This is a genomic window from Nocardia albiluteola (genome assembly GCF_018860155.1).
In the GTDB taxonomy this organism is placed as follows: Bacteria; Actinomycetota; Actinomycetes; order Mycobacteriales; family Mycobacteriaceae; genus Nocardia; species Nocardia albiluteola.
In genome coordinates, this window is record NZ_JAHKNI010000001.1 from 631,267 (window position 1) to 651,728 (window position 20,462).

Annotated in this window: 19 protein-coding genes and 1 pseudogene; 8 read left to right on the forward strand and 12 right to left on the reverse strand. The window is 67.4% G+C overall.

Features of this window, described 5'->3' with window-relative positions; all coding sequences use genetic code 11:
• Window positions 1–45: 45 nt before the first annotated feature.
• Together KO481_RS02970 and KO481_RS02975 are read left to right on the forward strand one after the other, a co-directional pair.
• The gene (locus KO481_RS02970; protein ID WP_215915344.1) at window positions 46–396 is read left to right on the forward strand and encodes a VOC family protein; all 351 of its coding nucleotides are present in this window, start codon (window positions 46–48) and stop codon (window positions 394–396) included.
• Window positions 397–401: 5 nt separating this feature from the next.
• Window positions 402–566 carry an LLM class flavin-dependent oxidoreductase gene (locus tag KO481_RS02975; RefSeq protein ID WP_215915345.1) on the forward strand — a complete coding sequence of 55 codons (165 nt, stop codon included), beginning with the start codon at window positions 402–404 and terminating at the stop codon, window positions 564–566.
• A gap of 131 nt (window positions 567–697) precedes the next feature.
• Here the strand turns inward: KO481_RS02975 and KO481_RS02980 are convergent, their stop codons facing one another.
• Window positions 698–1,183 (reverse strand): DUF6194 family protein, encoded by a 486-nt coding sequence (locus KO481_RS02980; RefSeq protein WP_215915346.1) that lies wholly within the window; start codon window positions 1,181–1,183, stop codon window positions 698–700.
• Between the two features lie 231 nt (window positions 1,184–1,414).
• On the opposite strand from KO481_RS02980, the gene cyp51 reads away from it, so the two are divergent.
• Together cyp51 and KO481_RS02990 are read left to right on the forward strand one after the other, a co-directional pair.
• On the forward strand, window positions 1,415–2,767 hold the full coding sequence (gene cyp51, locus KO481_RS02985) for a lanosterol 14-alpha demethylase (protein ID WP_215915347.1): 1,353 nt from the start codon (window positions 1,415–1,417) through the stop codon (window positions 2,765–2,767).
• 133 nt (window positions 2,768–2,900) lie between these two features.
• Complete coding sequence (locus KO481_RS02990) at window positions 2,901–3,488, forward strand: HD domain-containing protein (RefSeq protein ID WP_215915348.1); 588 nt, start codon at window positions 2,901–2,903, stop codon at window positions 3,486–3,488.
• A gap of 303 nt (window positions 3,489–3,791) precedes the next feature.
• On the opposite strand, the pseudogene KO481_RS02995 reads toward KO481_RS02990, so the two are convergent.
• Window positions 3,792–3,977, reverse strand: a pseudogene (locus KO481_RS02995) (transposase); the annotation flags it as partial.
• 333 nt (window positions 3,978–4,310) lie between these two features.
• On the opposite strand from KO481_RS02995, the gene KO481_RS03000 reads away from it, so the two are divergent.
• The gene (locus KO481_RS03000; RefSeq protein ID WP_215915349.1) at window positions 4,311–4,883 is read left to right on the forward strand and encodes a TetR/AcrR family transcriptional regulator; all 573 of its coding nucleotides are present in this window, start codon (window positions 4,311–4,313) and stop codon (window positions 4,881–4,883) included.
• Window positions 4,880–6,295, forward strand: coding sequence for an MFS transporter (locus KO481_RS03005; protein ID WP_215915350.1), 1,416 nt, complete (start codon window positions 4,880–4,882; stop codon window positions 6,293–6,295). The genes KO481_RS03000 and KO481_RS03005 overlap by 4 nt, the downstream gene beginning before the upstream one ends.
• A 256-nt stretch (window positions 6,296–6,551) precedes the next feature.
• On the opposite strand, the gene KO481_RS03010 is transcribed toward KO481_RS03005, so the two are convergent.
• Window positions 6,552–7,301 carry a TetR/AcrR family transcriptional regulator gene (locus KO481_RS03010; protein ID WP_215915351.1) on the reverse strand — a complete coding sequence of 250 codons (750 nt, stop codon included), beginning with the start codon at window positions 7,299–7,301 and terminating at the stop codon, window positions 6,552–6,554.
• Window positions 7,302–7,406: 105 nt separating this feature from the next.
• On the opposite strand from KO481_RS03010, the gene KO481_RS03015 reads away from it, so the two are divergent.
• Both KO481_RS03015 and KO481_RS43830 read left to right on the forward strand, forming a co-directional pair.
• Window positions 7,407–8,489, forward strand: a complete 1,083-nt coding sequence (locus KO481_RS03015; RefSeq protein WP_215915352.1) for an alpha/beta fold hydrolase — start codon at window positions 7,407–7,409, stop codon at window positions 8,487–8,489.
• A 1,137-nt stretch (window positions 8,490–9,626) separates the two neighbouring features.
• On the forward strand, window positions 9,627–10,706 hold the full coding sequence (locus KO481_RS43830; protein ID WP_215915353.1) for a hypothetical protein: 1,080 nt from the start codon (window positions 9,627–9,629) through the stop codon (window positions 10,704–10,706).
• 59 nt (window positions 10,707–10,765) lie between these two features.
• On the opposite strand, the gene KO481_RS03025 is transcribed toward KO481_RS43830, so the two are convergent.
• The 9 genes from KO481_RS03025 to KO481_RS03065 form a co-directional block, all read right to left on the reverse strand.
• Window positions 10,766–11,839 carry a glucosidase family protein gene (locus KO481_RS03025; RefSeq protein WP_215915354.1) on the reverse strand — a complete coding sequence of 358 codons (1,074 nt, stop codon included), beginning with the start codon at window positions 11,837–11,839 and terminating at the stop codon, window positions 10,766–10,768.
• Window positions 11,826–12,557, reverse strand: a complete 732-nt coding sequence (locus KO481_RS03030; RefSeq protein WP_215915355.1) for a class I SAM-dependent methyltransferase — start codon at window positions 12,555–12,557, stop codon at window positions 11,826–11,828. Before KO481_RS03030 ends, KO481_RS03025 begins: the two co-directional genes overlap by 14 nt.
• 81 nt (window positions 12,558–12,638) lie before the next feature.
• Complete coding sequence (locus KO481_RS03035; RefSeq protein WP_215915356.1) at window positions 12,639–13,964, reverse strand: glycosyltransferase family 4 protein; 1,326 nt, start codon at window positions 13,962–13,964, stop codon at window positions 12,639–12,641.
• Window positions 13,965–14,014: 50 nt separating this feature from the next.
• A complete protein-coding gene (locus KO481_RS03040; RefSeq protein ID WP_215915357.1) occupies window positions 14,015–14,863 on the reverse strand; it encodes an LLM class F420-dependent oxidoreductase in 849 nt (282 codons plus the stop codon).
• A 15-nt stretch (window positions 14,864–14,878) separates the two neighbouring features.
• Entirely contained in the window at window positions 14,879–16,351 is a 1,473-nt protein-coding gene (locus tag KO481_RS03045) for an FAD-dependent oxidoreductase (RefSeq protein WP_215915358.1), read from the reverse strand.
• A gap of 83 nt (window positions 16,352–16,434) precedes the next feature.
• Window positions 16,435–16,833: a carboxymuconolactone decarboxylase family protein gene (locus KO481_RS03050; RefSeq protein ID WP_215915359.1), complete on the reverse strand. Its 399-nt coding sequence runs from the start codon at window positions 16,831–16,833 to the stop codon at window positions 16,435–16,437.
• Window positions 16,830–17,711: an NAD(P)-dependent oxidoreductase gene (locus KO481_RS03055; protein WP_215915360.1), complete on the reverse strand. Its 882-nt coding sequence runs from the start codon at window positions 17,709–17,711 to the stop codon at window positions 16,830–16,832. Before KO481_RS03055 ends, KO481_RS03050 begins: the two co-directional genes overlap by 4 nt.
• 156 nt (window positions 17,712–17,867) lie before the next feature.
• A complete protein-coding gene (locus KO481_RS03060) occupies window positions 17,868–18,620 on the reverse strand; it encodes an SDR family oxidoreductase (RefSeq protein WP_215915361.1) in 753 nt (250 codons plus the stop codon).
• A gap of 24 nt (window positions 18,621–18,644) precedes the next feature.
• Window positions 18,645–20,114 carry an aldehyde dehydrogenase gene (locus tag KO481_RS03065; RefSeq protein ID WP_215915362.1) on the reverse strand — a complete coding sequence of 490 codons (1,470 nt, stop codon included), beginning with the start codon at window positions 20,112–20,114 and terminating at the stop codon, window positions 18,645–18,647.
• Window positions 20,115–20,462: the final 348 nt, after the last annotated feature.

Below are 20,462 nucleotides of genomic sequence, written 5' to 3' on the forward strand. Positions count from 1 at the left end.
CGGCACTATTGCCAAGTTGGGACAACCGACCTAATGTTGGGACACATGTCCCAAGTTTTCGTCTTTCACGATGTTCGCACTACCGACCTCGACGCCTCGCGTCGGTTCTATACCGAGATGTTCGGGTGGCCGATCACCGAATCCCCCGGTGGCCTACTGTTCGGTGGCGACGGCGCTGCCTGGGGTGGGTTCACACCGCTGGCCGCGGGCGATGAGCGCCGCCCGCAATGGATTCCGTATGTTCCGGTGCCCGACGTGGATGCCGCGGCCGAGCAGGCGGTCACGCTGGGGGCGCGAATCGTCAAGCCTCGCACCGACCTGCCGCCGGGGTCGGTAGTCGTCATCGACGAGCCCGGTGGCGCGACGCTGGCGCTATGGCAGGCGGCGAAGCTGTAGACGCGATGCGCTTGTCGTGTGCGTTGCCGCCCTCGGCAGCCATCGCCGAGCATGCCCGGCAGGCCGAGCAACTCGGCTATCGCCGGGTCTGGGTGTCCGAATCCCCTGCGCTGCACACGGATCCGTGGATCGCGTTGGCACGATACGGGGACTGCTGCCGGGGCGGCTGAACAGTGTGATAGCCCGTTCTACTTCCATACTCTCGCCGGTAGTCCAACGACTGGCGATGCGGTGGCATGACGGTGGCAAACGACAGCCTGGCCTGTGTTGTTGCCTGTTCCGCTTCTGGGGGAGCTACACGTCAGACGGACTGAGAGTTACCGCTTGCGGATCCGCGGGCGGCTCGGTGGCGGGCGCGGTCGTGGGCGATGCGGAGCAGGTCGCGGGTTGCCGCTTCGGTTTCGACGCCCGGGTTGACCACCGCGAGCCATCCGGCTGAGGCGTAGGTCGGATGGGGGAGGACGGTGTCGTCCCGGGCGTGATCGATGTCGGCGTGGGCTGCCTCCCGCGGAGTGCGTCCGGTGCGGCGGGCGAATTCCGTTGTGCCCGCGGCGATGTTCACGCGGAAAGCGCCGGGGCGGTCCAGGCGCGAGGCGGTGTCGTCGGGGTAGTTCTTGGTCACGATCGTGGCGAAGGGCTGGGCGGAGCTCGGGGTGGCGCCGTCGGCCGTGTAGTAGAAGAAGATGTCGCCCCAGGCGATCTCCGGGGAGCCGTCGCCCGGCTGTGGGCGCATGACGAGGACGTCGCCGAGGCCGGCGACGAATTCGATGATGTTATCCATGGTCATGGTTCCAGACTGTCATTGAGTCACCCAGTGAGGCTTGCAGCTCATCTCTCGCCTACCCGAGATGAAACCCTCAATCCTTGGTTGGGATCGACTGGTCAGCGCCACCCAACCCGGCCGCCCTTCGGTGCCGGCGGTGACCGGTCGGAGTGCCCTTGCCACGATCCTCCCTCCGTAGTACCGTCCAGACAGGTGTCCATACGGGTGGATGCCGTAGTGCGGAAGGGTTGTGCGATGACGCTGGTCAAGCCGCGGCAGGTGTCCGGGGGCGGGCACGAGCACGGGCATCTGGAGGAGTTCCGCACCGATCCGATCGCCCTGATGCGGCGGGTGCGCGAGGAATGCGGGGATGTCGGCTCGTTCCGGCTGGCGGACAAGGACGTCATCCTGCTCACCGGGGCCGAGGCGAACGAATTCTTCTTCCGCGCAGGCGATTCCGATCTGGATCAGGCCGCGGCCTATCCGTTCATGAAGCCGATCTTCGGTGACGGCGTGGTGTTCGACGCCAGCCCCGAGCGCCGCAAGGAGATGCTGCACAACCAGGCGCTGCGCGGCGAGCACATGCGTGGGCACGCGGAAACCATTGCACGCGAGGTTGATTCGATGCTCTCCCGCTGGGGCGAGGAGGGCGAGATCGACCTGCTGGAATTCTTCGCCGAGCTGACCATCTACACCTCCTCGGCCTGCCTGATCGGCAAGAAGTTCCGCGACGAGCTCGACGGCCGCTTCGCGCACCTGTACCACGAGCTCGAACAGGGCACGGACGCACTGTGTTACGTCGACCCGTACGCGCCCATCGAGAGCTTCCGCCGCCGCGACGCCGCGCGCACCCAGCTGGTCGAGCTGGTGCAGGAGATCATGGACGGCCGCATCGCGAATCCGCCCGAGGGCAAACAGGATCGGGACATGCTCGACGTGCTGGTCTCGATCCGCGACGAGGCCGGGCGGCTACGCTTCTCGGCCAGCGAGATCACCGGCATCTTCATCTCGATGATGTTCGCGGGGCACCACACCACCTCGGGCACCGCGGCCTGGACGGTGATCGAACTGCTGCGCCACCCCGAGCAGATGGCGGACGTGGTCGCCGAGCTCGACGAGCTCTATTCCGACGGTCAGAGCGTGAGTTTTCATGCGCTGCGCCAGATTCCGCGTCTCGAGGCGACGCTGAAGGAGACGCTGCGGCTGCATCCGCCGCTGATCATCCTGATGCGGGTGGCCCGCGACGAATTCGAGGTGTGCGGAAACCGCATCGCGCCAGGCGATCTCGTGGCGACCACGCCCGCGATCTCGAACCGCATCGCGACGGATTTCCCCGATCCGGACCACTTCGATCCGGGGCGCTACATCGATCCGAACCAGCAGGATCTACTCAACCGCTGGACCTGGATCCCCTTCGGCGCGGGCCGGCACCGCTGCGTCGGCGCGGCCTTCGCGACGATGCAGCTGCAGGCGATCTTCTCGATCTTGTTGCGGGACTGGGAGTTCGAGATGGCGCAGCCCTCGGACAGCTACCGCAACGACCACTCCAAGATGGTGGTGCAGCTGCAGCAGCCCTGCGCCGTGCGCTACCGCCGCCGTAGGCGCTAGGCATCGGCTCTGGCGGTGACGCCCCAATACGGCGCGCGGCACCGCCCGCCGCGCCGGTCCGGCTGAACTGGCCAGGAAGGTCTTCGGAGATGGACTTCAGCGACGCGGCGTTGCGAGCCTAGGGTGAGGGTCCATGAGCTGGATACTTGACACACCATCGGCGCGAGCCGCCTTCGAGATCGCCTCCGAGTACGCGGACACGACCTTGCTCAACCACTCCGTGCGCTCCTACGCCTTCGCCGCCGCGTATGCCGCCGCGCACGGGCTCTCATACGATGAGGAGCTCCTCTACGTCAGCTCGCTGTTGCATGACCTGGGCCTGACCGCTCCGTTCGACAGCCACACCCTCCCGTTCGAGGAGGCAGGTGGTCATGTCGCCCGCGTGCTGACCGCGGGTCTGGGATGGCCAGCGGCCCGGCGGGCCCGTGCCGAGGAGGTGATCGTTCTGCACATGCGCGACGATGTCAGCGCGGCTGCGGACGTCGAGAGTCACCTCCTCCAGGTCGGCACCAGCGCGGACGTCTCCGGCCTGCGGGTGGCCGAATTCGACCCTGCATTCCGCACCGCGCTGGTGGCCGAATACCCCCGGCTGGGCTTCGGACCGGCCTTCCTCACTCTGTTCGAGGACCAAGCGGTGCGCAAGCCGGACTGCGCGGCGGCGGCCCTTGTCGCGGGCGGCGCGGCGGCCCGCATCGCCTCGAACCCGCTGGACGCCGCCTAACGGGAGGTAATCAGTTCGAAACACGAACGGCGGTCTCGGCTCGCTTGTTGACGCCCGAGACGACGGCGGCCATTCCACAGGTGTGGGCGTGTATGGGCGGCGTACGGGTGTCCACACCCGTGTCGGACGACGACGTACATGAGACCACCAGCAGCCCAACACCGTTGCCGATTCCATCCACTCGCGGTGACCCGGCGCCGTTCAATCAGCCTGGCCATACCCGACACAAGTAGTCGGTGTTGGCACGGTCAAATCCCGGGGCGTGGTGTAACTCGGGTGGTCACCGCATGATCCGAAATGTGGTCAGGCGGTGAGTTCTGCGGGTGCGGTGTCCTCCTGTTCGTCGGTGGGGGTGAGCCCGCGGGAGCGGGCCAGGACGTCCAGGCCCAGGTAGCGGCGCCCGTCGATCCAGTCGTCGTGTTGCTCGGCCAGGACCGCGCCGACGAGGCGGATGATCGCGCCGCGGTCGGGGAAGATGCCGACGACGTCGCGATCGCTGCTGCTACACCACGCTATTGGACGCAACCCGCGGCTGATCTCCGGGAACTCCCGCAGACGCTGCAACTCCTCGTCCCCGAATACCCGCCTCGCCACGAATCCAGCCCTCCGGCACGCCGACCAACGCTATCGGCAGCCAAGCCGAGCACCAACCACCTCACCCCGCACCCCGAACCGGCGAATCACCCTCTACCAGAGCACATCCCAAACTTCGTTGGATTTTCGGCGACTGTTACCGGGACCCCGCTCGTCGGACAACGGTGGCATTGGGGGTGGATCCAGATCACATTGGTTTAGTAGTTAGTAACTAGTAACTTATCGACCATGGCTGAACGGATGAGCGGAACCGAACGACGCGCCCAGGTACTGGCGATCGCGGCGAAGGAGTTCGCGGAACACGGGTTGCATGGGGCCTCGACGGAGGCGATCGCGCGAGAGGCGGGGATCACGCAGGCGTACGTCTTCCGGATGTTCGGGACGAAGAAGGCCCTGTTCCTGGAGTTGGTCCGGGCGGCATTCGAGCGTGTCGGCGACGGCATGCGAGACGCGGGTGCGGGGAAGGCCAACCTGGACGCGCTCTCGGCAATGGGAGCCCAGTACTTCGACCTGCTGGCCGATCGCACCGGGTTGTTGTTGCAGCTGCAAGGCTTCGCCGCCTGTGGAGACCCGGACGTGCGGGACACGGTGCGGTCGTGCTTCGGACGAATGTGGGAGACGGTCGAGGACGGCACCGGACTCGAACCGGTGACGGTGAAGACGTTCCTGGCCTTCGGAATGCTGCTGAACGCCGGCGCCGCGATGGACGTCGAGCAGGTCGAGGAGGCATGGGCCGAGGGTGTTCGCACCCGGATCCAGTCCGGTCTCTTCGCGCACATCACCGCCGAGGTGAACCGATGAACATCCGCATTGATCCCCGCGGCGACGTCTCCGCGCAGCGGGACGGACGGCTGAGCCTCGCGCTGGTGTGCACGGCGTTGGCGGGAGCGGTGATCGGCAGTGTCGGAGCGCCTCTCATCACCGCGGTCGCCACGGGCATGCACGTGTCCCTGGCCGCCGCACAGTGGACCTTGACGGTGACCCTGTTCACCGGTGCTATCGCGGGACCGGTGCTGGGCCGGCTCGGCAGCGGTCCGTACCGCCGTGTCACGATCCTGGTCACGCTCGCCCTGGTCGCGGCGGGTGGGCTTCTCACGGTGCTCCCGCTGCCGTTCGCGGCGTTGCTGATCGGACGCGGTTTGCAGGGGCTCGCCGTTGCGGTCGGGGCGCTGCTGATGAGCGTCGCCCGCACACACCTGCCATCCGAGCGTTCGGCATCGACGATCGCCGCGCTGTCCGTCGCGACGACGGTGGGAATCGGAGTCGGCTACCCGGCGATCAGCCTGCTCGACCAACTCGCGGGTCTGCGCGCCGCGTACGGACTGGGAGTCCTGGTGTCCGCCGCGGCGCTCGTCATCGCCTGGCGCACACTGCCTTTCGAGACGCCCGGTGACCTGCCCCGGATCGACGTCACGGGCGCGCTGCTGCTCGCTGTCGGCACCCTCGGGATCCTGCTGGTCGTCGCCGAACCCTCGATATGGGCGACCCCGTGGCTGGCCGGTGGCCTCCTCGCCGGGTCCGCCGCGGTGCTGGCCGCCTGGGCATTCATCGAACTGCGCGCCACGGCGCCATTGGTGGACCTTCGACTTCTCGGTCAAGCGCCCGTCCTGCGCGCCAACCTGGCGATACTCGTCGCCGGAACAGGCCTGTACCTGCTGTTCAGCCTGTTCACCCGCTACGTGCAGACCCCCGCCGGCGCCCGCTACGGATTCGCACTTCCTGGTGTCGCCGCGGGTGCGGCGCTGATCCCCTTCTCGCTGCTGGGGTTCGTCGCGGGAAAATCGATGCCGCGACTCGTCGCGCGCATCACGGAACGGTGGACATTCGGGCTCTCGATCACGATCGCCGTCGGCAGCGCACTGCTGTTCGCGGCCGACAACCGGTCGCTTCTGGCGGTACTCGCGGCGATTGCCCTCCTGGGCTTCGCCGTCGGCGGGGTCTTCGCGGTGATGCCCAAGCTCGTCCTCGTCGGTGTGCCCCAACAGGAAACAGCCAGTGTGCTCTCCATCAACCAGATCGCTCGCAGCATCGGGATGGCCGTCGGCAGTGCACTCGCCGGGTTCCTGCTCGCCGCCACCACCCCGAGCGGGGCGATGCTCCCGGCCCGGGACGGCTACATCACCGCCGCATTGTGGGCGCTACCGCCACTCGTCCTCAGCGCACTCATCATCGCTACCAGCCGATCTGAACGTCGAGGGTCGACAACGTCCTGATCCGCAACAAACGGACCGCACAGCGCAGGGTGTCCGTTCCGGTTGAACCTTGCGGACGGGGCAACTAGCTGGCCTGCGGCCCGAAAGCTTGTCTGGAAGGTTCGGTCTGCCGGAGTGTTCGGACCTACCTTGCGGATTGGGGACCTCAGCCCGGCCGGAACGCACGGCGGGGGTGGATGGACGACGGGAACGATCGGGTTTCCGCTGGTGTGAGGTCCTGACGCGGTGACGCGGGGATGCCCCCGGGGGTGCGATGTCACTTTCCGCTGTGGTCGATGAGTATCTGGACGCTGTCGAGTATGCGCTCGAGGCCGAATTCGAGCGGGTCGGCAGCTGCCGGCGCGAACGCACCCTCGGCGATGGCCTTGGTCAGGGCGGGGAACCGGTCGGCGTGGCGGTCGAGTAGTTCGCCGGTCAGGCGGTTCCATTCCTGGTCGTGGCTCTCATCGAAGTCGGCCATCTGCTGGGCGTGGTTGCGCACCAGACCGACGATCAGGAGGAAGACCTGATGCCGCTGGGCGGCGGTCAGGCCGGTCGGCTCCAGAACCGCCAGTGCGGCGTCCAGCCAAGCGAGTTGGGCCGGCCCCATGACCTGACGACGCATCGCGGTCGCGGCGAGTAACCAGGGATGGTTCTGGTACACCTCCGATGACCGGCGGGCCCACTGCGCGAGCCGGAGCCGCCATCCGCTGCCGGCGAGCGACAGATCGGGACAATCGGTCAGTACGGCTTCGACCATCAGCTCAACGAGTTCGGTTTTACCGGGCACATAGCGGTAGAGCGCCATCGCCGAGACGCCGAACTCGGCGGCGACCTTATTCATCGACACGGCGTCCAGGCCCTCGGCATCGGCGAGTGCCACCGCCGCCCCCGCGATGCCGCGGGGCGAGAGCTTGGGCTTGGGCCCGCGGGTGGGCCGCTCCTGCTCCCCCCACAGCAACGCCACGCTCGCCCGCAGGTCACGCGCTTTTTCCTTACCTTCACGGGCTGCGGCTGTCCTGGCCATGACAGTCCTTTCTGGTGGTTACTGCTGGAGGGGTTGACACCCACCTCTAATTGTATATACCTTAAACGCAGTTGCTTAGGCCATAAACAGTTTAGGGAGATAACAGTGTTCGTCACCATCATCCTCGCCGCCATCGTCGCTGCCGCTGCTGCGCCCATTGCCGGGCTGCTCGGCTACCGGCAGCTCAGGCGTGCGGCCAACGCCAAGCGGCTGCGCATCACCACGGCGAACGGCATCGACGAGTCCGGCTTCATCCGCATCGGCGGTATCGACCAGTGGATCTCGATCCGCGGCGACGACCTGCGCAATCCGGTGATCGTCGAAATCCACGGTGGCCCCGGCGCTTCCAACCTCGTCTTCGCCCCACGCACCCGTGGCTGGGAGAAACACTTCACCATCGTGCGGTGGGATATGCGCGGCGCCGGCAAGACTTTCGGCCGCACCGCCCCGGACGGGCAGGGCGAGATGAGCCTGGAGCGGTGGTACCGCGACGCCCTCGAGGTCACCGAGCATGTACGGGCCCGGCTCGGCGTCGAGAAGGTCCTGCTGGTCGCCAACTCCTTCGGCACAATTCTCGGGCTGCGCCTGGCCCGCAACCACCCCGAGCTGTACAGCGGTTACGTCGGCACCGACCAGAACATCAACGCCGGCGGGCGCAACCATGCGGCATACAACGCATTGGTGAGCCGGCTGCAGCAGGCCGGAAAACGTAAAGAGCTGGCCACGGTCACCGCCATGGGTGCCGACAAGTCGGCGTGGTCCGCCGAGCAGTTGGCGGAGTACAACAAGCTCGTTGTCACCACTGATCCGCTCACCTACGACACCATGAAGACCGTGGTGATCCGCTCGCTGTGGTTCTCACCGCTGCACACGCTCGGCGAACTGCGCACCTACCTCAAAGGCATGACCTTCTCCGAGCGCTTTGCACCCGAGGCCGTGACGATCGACGAATGGACCGAGGGCACCGCATTCCGTATCCCACTGTTCATCTTCCAAGGCGACCACGACGCGCTCACCCCACCCGAACCGGCCCAGCGGCTCTTCGACGACGTCACTGCGCCGGTCAAGGACTTCGCACTGATCGAGAACGCCAGCCACTTCGCCTCCTTCCGCCACCCCGACCGGTTTCTCGACCTGATGCTCACCAAGGTCCGCCCCACCATCACCGGCCAACTGACCCAACGCTGACGACCGACATCCCACAACCACACCCACCCCGTGCGGAACCCCTGAGCCCACAACAGCTTCAGGGGTTCCGCACTGTTGTGGCTACGCCGCCGCGAATCAGACGGCCGGAACAACACCGCGGTCGGCCGCACTCCCGACCACATCCAGGTCGAAATCCAGCAGCTGCAACCGATCCCGCTCCAGCCACGACTCGTAACCGACGTGGCCGCCGATCGTCGCCGCCCTCCGGCGGCGACGACACGCCGCCAGCCACCACGCTCAGGCTCGACACGGCCGCGGAGTCCGTCCGCCAGGCCCCTCCAACGTCCTCGAAACCCGAAAACTATGTCCGAACTCCGCAACCACTCCCGCAATCTATCCCCGGACACCGCAATCTATCCCCGGACAGAACGCCGGGGTACCCCCGCTATCACGGGGCACCCCGGCGCTGTGACCGAACTACCTTGTCGTACAGGCATTTCCGGACACCATCTCGATCCCGGCATAGCGTCGAGCCGGCGTCGGAATCTGCTGCCTCGGCCTGATGGGTTGTGCCGGAGCCGATGTAGTCGCTGTCGCCGATGAGTGTTACCGCCCGTATGGGGAGGCGGTAGTGCCCGGCGCGGTCAGGGAGCAAAGTCCACAGCGGGCCTGGGCGGGCGGCCCACCGCATTACTCGGGCCTCGGTTCAGCCGGAGGCTTCGGCCTGGTCGGCAACCCTCTGCTGGTAGTCGGCGAGCGCGACTCCATCGACCGCGACGAGGTTGGGCGAATGTTCGTGCTCGAAGGCGCGGTAGGTGCTGAGCGAGTCTGTGGTCGACGAGCGATATGGGCGTGGTGGGCGGGGACAACGACGGCCGACAGGTCGCCGCCTGTATCAGCCGGCGGTAGCATGTGCGGCGGTTCCGTTCGGCTGAACGGCGCCGATCGTTCGTGTGTGGAGGGGGAGTAGTGGGTTATCCGAATCAGCCCGGAGTGCCAGAACAACCGGGAATGCAAGGTGCCAACCACCCGCAGCCCGGGTATTCGAATCCAGTGGCGCCGCAGCCCGGTTATCCACAGCCAGGCTATCCACAACAGGTTGGCCCACAGCCCGGAATGCCGCAGCCGGGGTTTCCACAACCGAGCGGTTCACAACCGGGATATCCCCAGCCGGTCATGCCGCAGCTTGATAGTCCACCGTCCGGGTATGCACATCCCGAGGCGGCGCCGTTCGGTGCATCGCAGCCTGGTCATGTGAATCACGATGCGCCACAGCAGGGTTATCCCCAACAGGGCCATTCACAGCCGGACGTTCCATACTTCGGCGATCCTCGAGCCGCAATGCCGTTGGCTGATCATTCAGAGCCCGGCTATGCACATCCGGACGCGGCGTCCCCCGGAGCAGCGCGGCCTGGTTATCCGAATCCCGGTGCGCCACAGCAAGGTGGCCACCAGCAACAGTATCCACAACCGGGCGCCCCGCAGCCTGGTTATCCGCCGCAGAGCGTTCCGCCGTCCATGTATCCCCAACACGATGCTCCGCAGCCCGGCTATCTCCAGCCGTCGGGTTCACAGTTCGGCTATCCACAGACCGAGGGTCCCCAGGCGCAGCCGCGGCAACGAGGGAATCCCCAAACGAGTTATCCTCAGGTTGGCGATGCCCCATCAGGCTATCCATCAGCGGGCTACTTACCGCCTGGTGGCCAGCAGTTCGGTTATGCACAACCTTCGGTTCCACCGCCGGGCTATCAGGCGCCACCCAGAAGAGGGATCGCGATCACGACGGGCGCTTTGGCGTTCGCTCTGGCAGGAACCATCGGGTTTATTGCCATCCAATCCTTCACCTATGCAAGCTACTTCAGCGACCCGCATCTCCGGGGGCCTCACACTATCGAGTACGGTGCTCGTCTCGGCGGCGGTTTCGAGGTATTTCTTGCGCTGTTGCTGCTCTTCGGCGGATTTCTGCTGTTGAACCATAAGGCTGCGGGCCGGGTGTTGCTCAATGTGTTGGCGGCGGTCGGACTAATTGTGGGATTGGAGCAGTTTCTGGAATTATTCCTCCCCTCGGCTGTATTCGACTGGGAGCCGAGCATTCTCGGTGCGGTCCTGTGGACAACCAGGATGGGAAACGATGCTGCGCTGCCGCAGAGCATCGTGGCATTGGCGCTGCTTGTATTCGCCAACCTCCGCTCGACCCGGCATTGGGTGGGTGCAGTGAAGCCGACGCTCACTCCGGCCTACGGCCAACCGAGTTAATCCAGAGAGGTGACACCGGTGTGCACGCCGGCGGGCGTAGATCAGCCGCAGGAGCGCGCTCAGCTCTGGGAAACCACGCAGTCGCAGGCGAATCCGGTGGTGATGTCGATCGGGGTGGCCAGATCCCGGAAGATGCCGTTACCGGGGGTGGTGCGGGAGAGGGCGTCCGCGGCCAGGATCATCGCCGCGCCCGTCCAGGTGGTGCGCTCCTCGGGCCAGCGCTTGCCGTCGGCGAAAACCAGGCCGGTCCAATAGGATCCGTCCTCTTCGCGCAGGTGCTGCATGGATGCGAGCAGGCGGTGGGCGCGGGACCGGTCACCCGCAGCATCCAGGGCAAGGACCAGTTCGCAGGTTTCGGCGCCGGTCACCCAGGGGCGGTCGCCGACGCAGCGGATGCCCAGATCGCCGACGACGAAATCGTCCCAGCGTGAATCGATTCGGACCATCGCGTCGGGGCCCTTGTAGGCGCCGCACAGGACCGGGTAGTACCAGTCCATCGAGTAGCGGTTCTTCTCGGCGAACGCCTCCGGGTGATGCCGGATCGCGTGGCCCAGGCGCAGCGTGGCGACCTCCCATTCGGGCTGGGCGATGCCCAGCAGCCCGGCCAGGGCCAGGGCGCAGCGGATGCTGTGGAACATGCTGGCGCAACCGGTCAGCAGGGCCTCGGGGACCACGCCACTTCCGTCGCGCAGCCAGAAGATCTCGCCGTTGCGGCCGCGCTGCATCGACACGACATAGTCGATCGCGGCGCGCACGGTCGGCCACAGCCGCGCACCGAAGGCGCGATCACCGGTGCTGCACACGTAATGCCAGACGCCGGTGGCGATGTAGGCGCAGAAGTTGGTGTCGGTCTCGGGATGTTCGATCACACCCGAACGAAACTGCTTGGGCCAGGAACCATCCCGCCGCTGGGTGCGCGCCGACCAGGAATAGGCCGCGCGCGCCTGCTCGTACAGGCCCGCAACCGTCAGCGCCATCGCATTCTCGATGTGATCCCACGGATCGGTGTGCCCGCCGGCGAACCAGGGCAGCGCACCATCGGATTCCTGCTGTGCGGCAATGGATTCAGCGGTCCGCCGGATCTGCGCCGCACTCACCGCACCAGGCACCGAGGGCAGTTCAGAATGCCGCACGCCGCACCGCGGGCTTGGTGAAGTACAGCGCCACGCTTTTGCCGATCAGCGGATCCAGCGCGGATTCCGCGAATCGGGTGAGCCAGGGCCGCTTCATCATGTCCCACACCAGCATTCGGTGATATCCCGACACCACGGGGTGGTTCTCGTTCGAGACGCCGACCAGGCACTTGAGCCACCAGTACGGAGAATGCAGCGCGTGGGCGTGCGCGCTGCGCACGAATCGCATGCCCCGCCCGGCGATCTTGGTGCGCAGCGCATCGGCCTGGTAGATCCGCACGTGCCCGCCCTCGTTGGCGTGGTATTCGTCCGAGAGCAGCCAGCAGATCCGCTCGGGCAGCCAGCGCGGCACGGTCACCACCAGCGCGCCGCCCGGCGCGGTTATCCGTACCAGCTCGGCAATCGCGCGCTCGTCGGAGGGAATGTGCTCGAGGATTTCCGAGGCGATGACGACGTCGAATTCGCCGTCCCGATACGGCAGCGCGAGCGCATCGCCCTGCACGGCCTCGGCGGTGGCATGCCCGGGCGCCTCACCCGCCTCGGCCATCGCGCCGAACATGATCTTGACCTGCGCCAGATCGTCGGCATTCTGGTCGAACGCGACGACATCCGCGCCGCGGCGGTAGGCCTCGAACGAGTGCCGCCCGAGGCCGCAGCCCACGTCGATCACGCGGGTGCCGGGACCGACGCCCAGGCGGTCGAAGTCGACTGTCAACATGTGTGAATCTCCTCGTATTGTGCGCCATCTGTTGTGGATCGCCCGGCCGCCTGTTCTGCTCGGCCCTGCTAAGTGCGGTGGTCAGCCCACCTCGCGGTGTGCGGCCGGGCCTTCGGCTGACCACTCGAGGGCGCGGGAGAAGCTCGCGTGGCGTTGTCCCCGCACGCCCTGCGGCACTCCCGAATCCGCCGCATGCCGGTGGATGGCCCGCTCGTATACCGAAACAGTCTGTGCGGCAACGGCTTCCCAGCTGTAGACCGACAGTGCCCGTCCACGCCCGGCGGTCTCGAGCTCTCGCCGCAGCGCGGGGGTGTCCAGCAGCCGCCGCAGCGCAGTGGTCAGTTCGTCGACATTGCCGGGCTCGACGAGGTGCGCGCAGTCGGCGACGACCTCGGGCAGGGCCCCCGCACGGCTGGCGACCAGCGCGGTTCCGCTGGCCATCGCCTCCACCGCCGGGAGCGAGAAGCCCTCGTACATCGAGGGAATGCAGGCGATCTGCGCCGAGGCCAGCAACTCGGCCAGCTCGGCATCGCTCAGACCGCCACTGGCGGTGACGATATCGGACAGGCCGAGCTCGGCGATCAGCTTCTCGGTGGGGCCGTTTGGCTCGAGCTTGGCGACCAGTCGCAGTTCCAGTGGTCCACCCGAAAGTCGCAGCCGCGCAACGGCGTGCAGCAGATGCGAGATGCCCTTGAGCGGCTTGTCGGCGCTGGCCACCGCGACGATCCGGCCCGGCACCCGCTCCCCGCGCTGACGGAACAGCTCCGTATCGACGCCCAGCGGCACCACCCGAAGCTGTTCCGGCGCAACGCCGAAGTCCTCGGCGATATCGGTGGCCGACGACGAGGACACCGTGATCAGATCCGGAATGGTCCGGGCCACCTTCTTCTGCATCCCCAGGAATCCGTACCAGCGGCGCACGAACGGCCGCCGCCGCCACGGCGCGGCCGCCAGATCGACCGCGCGATCCCGGGTGATCGGATGGTGGATGGTCGCGACCAACGGCAGCCGCCGGGCGATGTCCAGCAGCCCGTAGCCCAGGCACTGGTTGTCGTGCACCACATCGAAATCCGCCGCACGCGCGCGCAACAACCGCGCCGCCCGCAGGCTGAAGGTGCGCGGCTCGGGAAAGCCCGCGGTCCACATCGTGCCCAGCTCCAGCAGATCGATCCGGTCGCGGATCTCCCCGGGCCGCGGCGTCCGGAACGGATCCTCGTCCCGGTACAGGTCCAGGCTGGGCACCTCGGTCAGCCGCACGCGCGGGTCCAGCAGCTCCGGATACGGCTGGCCCGACAGCACTTCCACCTCGTGCCCCAGCTCGGCCAGCCCGGCGCTGAGATAGCGGACGTACACCCCCTGCCCCCCACAGTGGGTCTTACTGCGGTAGGACAGCAGGGCGATACGCACGTTCTCGGCTCACTCTCGAGTGGTCGAACAACATTGGGGGACAGGATGAGTCAGGAACGCAGACCGATCTTGACCGCAAGCCGGTCCAGATAGGCCAGCACATCGGCCTCCGGCTTGTCCGGCAGCCCGAACAGCACATCGGTCACCCCCGCCGCGTCCCAGTCGGAGAGCTGCTGTGGATCCGGCTTGCCTGCCAGCGCCACTACCCGCGGCGCGCCCTCGCGGCCCTCCTCCTGCCACACCTTGCGCAGCAGCTGCAGACGCTCGAGCAGCGTATGCGTCTCGTAAGGGGTGGTGATCCAGCCGTCGGCCGACTTCGCGATCCAGCGGAAACCCTGGTCGGTCCCCGCGGTGCCGATGAGCACCGGCACCTCGTGGGCGGGCTTGGGCCAGGCCCAGCTGGGCCCGAACTTCACGAATTCGCCGTCGTAGGAGGCCTCCTCCTGGTTCCACAACGCCCGCATGGCCTCGAGATACTCGCGCAGCGCGGTGCGGCGCCGCTTACCGGGAATACCGTGGTCGGCGAGTTCATCGGTGTTCCAGCCGAATCCGGCACCGAGGCTGACCCGCCCGCCCGAGAGGTGATCGAGCGAGGCGATGGTCTTGGCCAGCGTGATCGGGTCGTGCTCGGTGGGAAGTGCCACCGCCGTGGACAATTCGATGCGCTCGGTGACCGCCGCGGCCATGCCGAGAGATACCCAGGGATCCAGGGTGCGCATGTAGCGGTCGTCGGGCAGGCTGGCATCGCCCGTCAGCGGATGTGCCGCTTCGCGTTTCACCGGAATATGGGTGTGTTCGGGCACGAAGAACGACGCGAAGCCGCGGTCCTCCGCGGCCTTTGCCGCCGTGGCGGGGGTGATGCCGCGATCACTGGTGAACAGGACGATGCCGAAACGCATGCGCGAGTCTTCCTTTCAGTCGTTGGCGGCCGCGGCCTTACCCGCGCGCCGTCCGTAGAAGCTGCCGTCGCCGAGCGAGGTGCCGCTGGCGTAGCCGCCGGTGCACACGCCCGAGGTGCACCGGCCCGCGGCGTACAGCCCCGCGATCGGCTCCCCGGACACGTGCAGCACCCGCGAGTCGAGATCGGTCTTCAGCCCGCCGAGGGTGAAACCGCCGGTCATCTCGCGCAGATCGAAGCCCGCCAGCGGGGTCGCGATCGGCTTGACCCACTCGGACTGCTTGCCCAGCAGCGGATCCCGGCCATGCTCGGCGTGGCGGTTGTAGACCTCGAGGGTGGTCTGCAGCGCGCCCGCGGGCAGGCCCATCTCGGATTCGAGCTCCTCGACCGTCTCGGCCACCCACTTGGGCGGCTGGCGGAAGAAGCTGACGGTGCTCTCGGTGGCGTTCGCCGCGTCGATGGCGGGCTCGTCCATGATCAGGAAGGCCTTGTTGTCCTGCTGATTCAGGGTCGCCTGCCCGACGCGGCCGCAGTAGGTGTCCTCGTTGATGTAGCGCTGACCGCGCCCGTTGACCAGGATGCCGCGCGCGACCATCTGCGGGTCGGCGAAGAACGCCACCTCGGCGGCGTCCATATGGGCGACCTGCGCGCCGAGGGCCTGGGCCACTCGGATGCCGATGCCGTCGTGCTGCTCGATCGAGGCGGCCGGGCGGTTCAGCAGCCGCGGCACGTACGTCTCGATCATCTCCTGGTTGTACGCGAAACTGCCGGTGGCCAGCACAACTCCGCGCCGGGCGCGGATATTCACCTGCTTGCCATAGCGTTTGGCGACGACCCCGACGACGCGCTCGTCGTCGTCGACAATCAGGCACTGGATGCGAATGTCGTATTCGGCTCGCACGCCGAGGCTTTCGGCGGTGTCGCTCAGCGGCTTCATCAGCATGTAGCCGCCGCCCTGCTCGCCGGTGCGTTTGTTCTGCATCTGCGGCAGGTGCCCGCGCGGGGCGGGCGGGATGGTGTCCTTGAAGGGGGCGGAGTTCTCGCCGCCGGAGTACATCAGGCCCTCGTCGTGCGCGGGCTCCCAGCCCGGCTCGCCCCAGAACTCCTCCTTGAACGGAACACCCTGGGCGACAAGCCAATCGAAGTGCTCGACGCTGCCCTGGCAGTAGTCGTGCACCTTGGCGGCGTCCACGCCGGGGCCCAGCGCGGCCACCATGAACTTCTCCATGCTCTCCGGGGTGTCCTCGAAGCCCAGCGCCTGCTGCAGCGCGGTGCCGCCGCCGAGGTAGATGAATCCGCCCGACATCGACGCGGCCCCGCCCCAGCCGCCGGTGCGCTCGAGCACCAGCACATCGGCGCCGCCGCGCGCGGCCTCGATGGCCGCGCAGGCGCCCGCGACGCCGTATCCGGCGATCACGACGTCGGCCTCGAGATCCCACTCGGTGATCGTGCTCGCGCGCTGCGGTCGGACTGTGGTGTTTTCGGTCATCGTCTGCGGTTTCCTGTCTGGTTCGCTGCCGGTAGGGGCCGTTTCATAGTTGCTCGCGGGAGCGCGGCGGGCGCCTGCGCGGTTCACTCGGTGGGACTCGCTGCTGCTCGCGTGGCCTTCCTGCGCTGCGAGGCCACCTTGCCGACCACTCCGTCCAGTGTGGTGCCGGCGGGCCAGCCCACGTAGTGGCACAGGAACAGCGCGATCTCGTGCAGCTGCTCCTCGGTGAGTTCCTCGTTGCCCAGGGCCGCGCCGATCTGGATCTCCGCGATATCGAACAGCCCCTGCGCGGTGAGCGCGCCGAGTAGCAGCAACCGCCGGTCCCGCAGGCTCAGCCCCGGGCGGGACCAGATGTCGGCGAACAGGTGATCGGCGGTGACCGCGAAGTGCTCGCCCGGGCCGTCGCTGAACTCCCAGCCGTACACCTCGCTCATCTTGGCCAGCCCGCGGGCGCGGCGCTGTGCTGCGGTTTCGTCGGTCATGACTGCTCCTTTGCGGTGTCGCCGGACCCGACGCCCAGCCCCGGACCGAGGTTATCCAGCGCGAGCCGCGCGAGCGGTAGCGAAACGTCGAAGCGTTCGCCCACCCCCAGTGCCAGCGCCAGATCCTTCTCGCCGAGATCGCGCACGTGGCTCAGGATCGGGAACCAGAAATCGTCGGGCGCGACGGGTGCGGTGGTGCCGCGCAGCATGATCGCGCCCGGGCCGCCGGTGATCGCGTCCGAATGGCGGACCACCTTGCCCAGCGCGGTGATATCGAGTCCCGCGGCCTCGGCCAGCCGCTGTGCCTCGGCGGCCGCGGTGAAGGCGACGAAGTGCAAGAGGTTGCGCGCCAACTTCATTCGCGTGCCCGCGCCGACATCGCCCGCGTGCACGACCATTTCAGCAAATCGGCCGAACGGTTCGCGAACTTTCTCGAAGGCGTCGCTGCTGCCGCCGACCATGATCGCGAGCCTCCCCTCCTTGGCCCCGCCCGCGCCGCCGCTGATCGGCGCATCGACGAATTCCACATCGTGCTCGGCGCATTCGGCCGCGAGCGCGACGGCGGTCTCATCGCTGATGGTCGAGTGCACGGCAACGATGGTGCCCGCCTTCGCGGTGCGCAGAATCCCGTCCGGCCCGGTGAGCACGGAGCGCACCTGGGCGTCGTCGACGACCACAATCGAAATCACCGACGCCCGCTCGGCGACCTCGGCCGCCGATGCCGCGCGCTGTGCCCCGGCGGCGACGAACTTCTCCATCGCCTCGGCCCGCATGTCGCAGACCACCAGACCGCCGGGCCAGGACAGCAGCCGCTCGGCCATCGGTGCGCCGATATTGCCCAATCCGATGAAGCCCAGGGGGGTGTCGGTGTCGGTCATGACTCCACCTCGCTGGCGCTCGGCTCCGTCATGCCCGACGGGTCGGCTGCGCCTATTGATCGCTCGCTGCGCTCGCTCATGACTCCACCTCGCCGGCGCTCGACTCCGTCATGCCCGACGGGTCGGCTGCGCCTATTGATCGCTCGCTGCGCTCGCTCATGACCGGAAGATCTGTCCGCCGTCGACATTGAGGATGTGCCCGGTCACCCAGCTCGCCTCGTCCGAGAGCAGATACAGACAGGCGCCGACCAGATCCTGCGGAGTTCCCATGCGTTGCAGGGGAAGTCGCTTCACCATGTCCTGCACGATGGTGCCGGGGGTGACGGTCTTGGTGGCCTCGGTGTCGATCGGGCCCGGGGCGATCGCATTGATCCGGATCTTGGAGCCGCCCAGTTCGGTAGCCAGCTGCTGGGTCAGGCCGTTGATGCCCACCTTGGCCAGCCCGTAGAAACCGGAGTACACCCAGGCCGCCGTGGAGGACTGATTCACGATCGAACCGCCACCACCCTTGGACATCGGCTGCCACACCGCGCGGGTCATGTTCAGCGCGCCGTCGAGGTTCACGCTCATGAACTTCTTGTAGTAGTCCCACGGCACGGTGAGCAGCAGGTCGAGCTTCATCTCGCCGTAGATGGCCGCGTTGTTGACCAGGTGGTCGATGCCGCCGAATTCGGCGATGGTGAATTCGGCCAGGGCCGTGGCGGATTCGGGATCCGACACGTCGACGCGCTGGAACGCGGCGGTGCCGCCGTCGGCGGTGATCTGCTTGGCGACCTCCTCGCCCTTCTCGGCGTTGAGGTCCGCGACGACGACCTTCGCGCCCTCGGCGGCCAGCGCCTTGGCGTAGGCCTCGCCGATGCCCTGGGCGGCGCCGGTGACGATCGCGGATCGTCCGGTGAAGCGTGCCATGATGAAAACTCCTCTGCGGGAAGGTTATTCAGCGGTCGCGATCAGCTTGGCTTCCAGGTACTCCTCGAATCCGAGGACGCCGAGCTCGCGTCCGTTCCCGGATTGCTTGTAGCCCCCGAAGGGCGCGTCGGCGCTGTACCAGACTCCGCCGTTCACGCTCAGCGTGCCGGTGCGCACGCCCTGCACCACGCGCCGGATCCGGTCGGGGTCGGTGCCCCAGACCGCGCCGGACAGGCCGTAGGGCGATTCGTTGGCGATGCGGATAGCGTCCTCGTCGCCGTCGTGCGGAATCACGACCAGGACCGGTCCGAAGATCTCCTCCTGCGCCACGGTGGAGGTGTTGGGCAGGCCCGTGATGAGTGTGGGCTGCACGAAGTAGCCGCGCGCGGCATCCTCGGGCCGCCCGCCGCCGGTGACGACGGTGCCGCCCTCGGCGCGAGCGAGGTCGAGGTAGTGTTCCACCCGGGCGCGCTGCCGTTCGGAAATCAGTGGGCCGCAGACAGTTCCGGCATTTCCGGGATCACCGGGGACGATGCCCGACATGGCCTTGGCCGCCGCCCGCACCGCCTCGTCGTAGGACTCGCGCGGCACCAGCAACCGGGTCGTGAGCGCACACCCCTGTCCGGCGTGCACGCAGACCGAGAAGGCCGCATAGCTGCTGGCGGCGGCGATATTCGCGTCGTCGAGCACCACGAAGGCCGACTTGCCGCCGAGTTCGAGGAATACCTTCTTCAGGCTCGCCGCCGCGCCGGCCATGATGCCGCGCCCGGTCTGCGTGGAGCCGGTGAAGGAGATCATGTCCACGCGCGGATCGGTCACCAGTTGGGCGCCCAGGCCGTGATCGTCGGAGGTGACGATATTGACCACGCCCGCCGGGATGTCGGTCTCCTCCGCGATGACCTTGCCGACCAGCGCCGCGCACCACGGGGTGTCGGGCGCGGGCTTGAGCACGACGGTCGCGCCGGCGGCCAGGGCCGGGCCGATCTTGGCGAAGTTGATCTGATGCGGGAAATTCCACGGGGTGATCGCGCCGACCACCCCGACCGGCTCGCGGCGCAGCGTCCGCCCGGACTTGATGCCCATGGGCGCGGCGGAGCCGAGATCCGTTTCCCAGACGTAGTTCTCGGCCAGCTCGGCAAAATATCCGAGGTCGCCGATCGGGCCCTCGAGCTGCGGTCCGCTCGTCAGCATGCGGGGCGCGCCGGCCTCGGCGATGGTGATCTCCCGCAGCTCCTCGATGTGCCCGCGTAGGGAGTCGCGCAGCTGGCGCAGGCAGCGCGCCCGGAAGGCGGGATCGGCGGACCAGGATCCGGCATCGAAGGCGGTGCGGGCCGCGGCGATGGCGGCGTCCATATCGGCCGCGTCGCCGTTGGCCGCCTGGCCGAGCACCTCCTCGGTCGCGGGGTTGACGGTGGCGAACGTCCCGGCCCCGCCGGGGACCAGCTTGCCGCCGATCAGCAGTTGTGAGCCGTCGGGGGTGACGAGCGCGCTCATCAGTAACTCCCATGCTGTCTGGACACGTGTACGGACTATATGTTCGCGATCGTTGCCAGCGCAAGAACCTGTTGCAGTTGGCTGATCCGTCCCCGGTGGGGTCGAGATTTCCGCGGGGATCCGGGCGTGACGACGGCGCGGCGGCGGACCGGGTGGGCATCGGCGGGCGGCCGTCGTGCCGGAGAACCTGCCCGAGCAGGCGTGAAATCGCTGACCAACTCCAGCTCGCCTGCAAAAATGGAGGAATGCATTGTCCGCCGCGCGGGGCGATGGTACGGTCCAGACACATGTCCAGCTACGTGTCTTCCATGATGGCCGCGCGCCGTCTTCGGAGACTGAACACGTTCT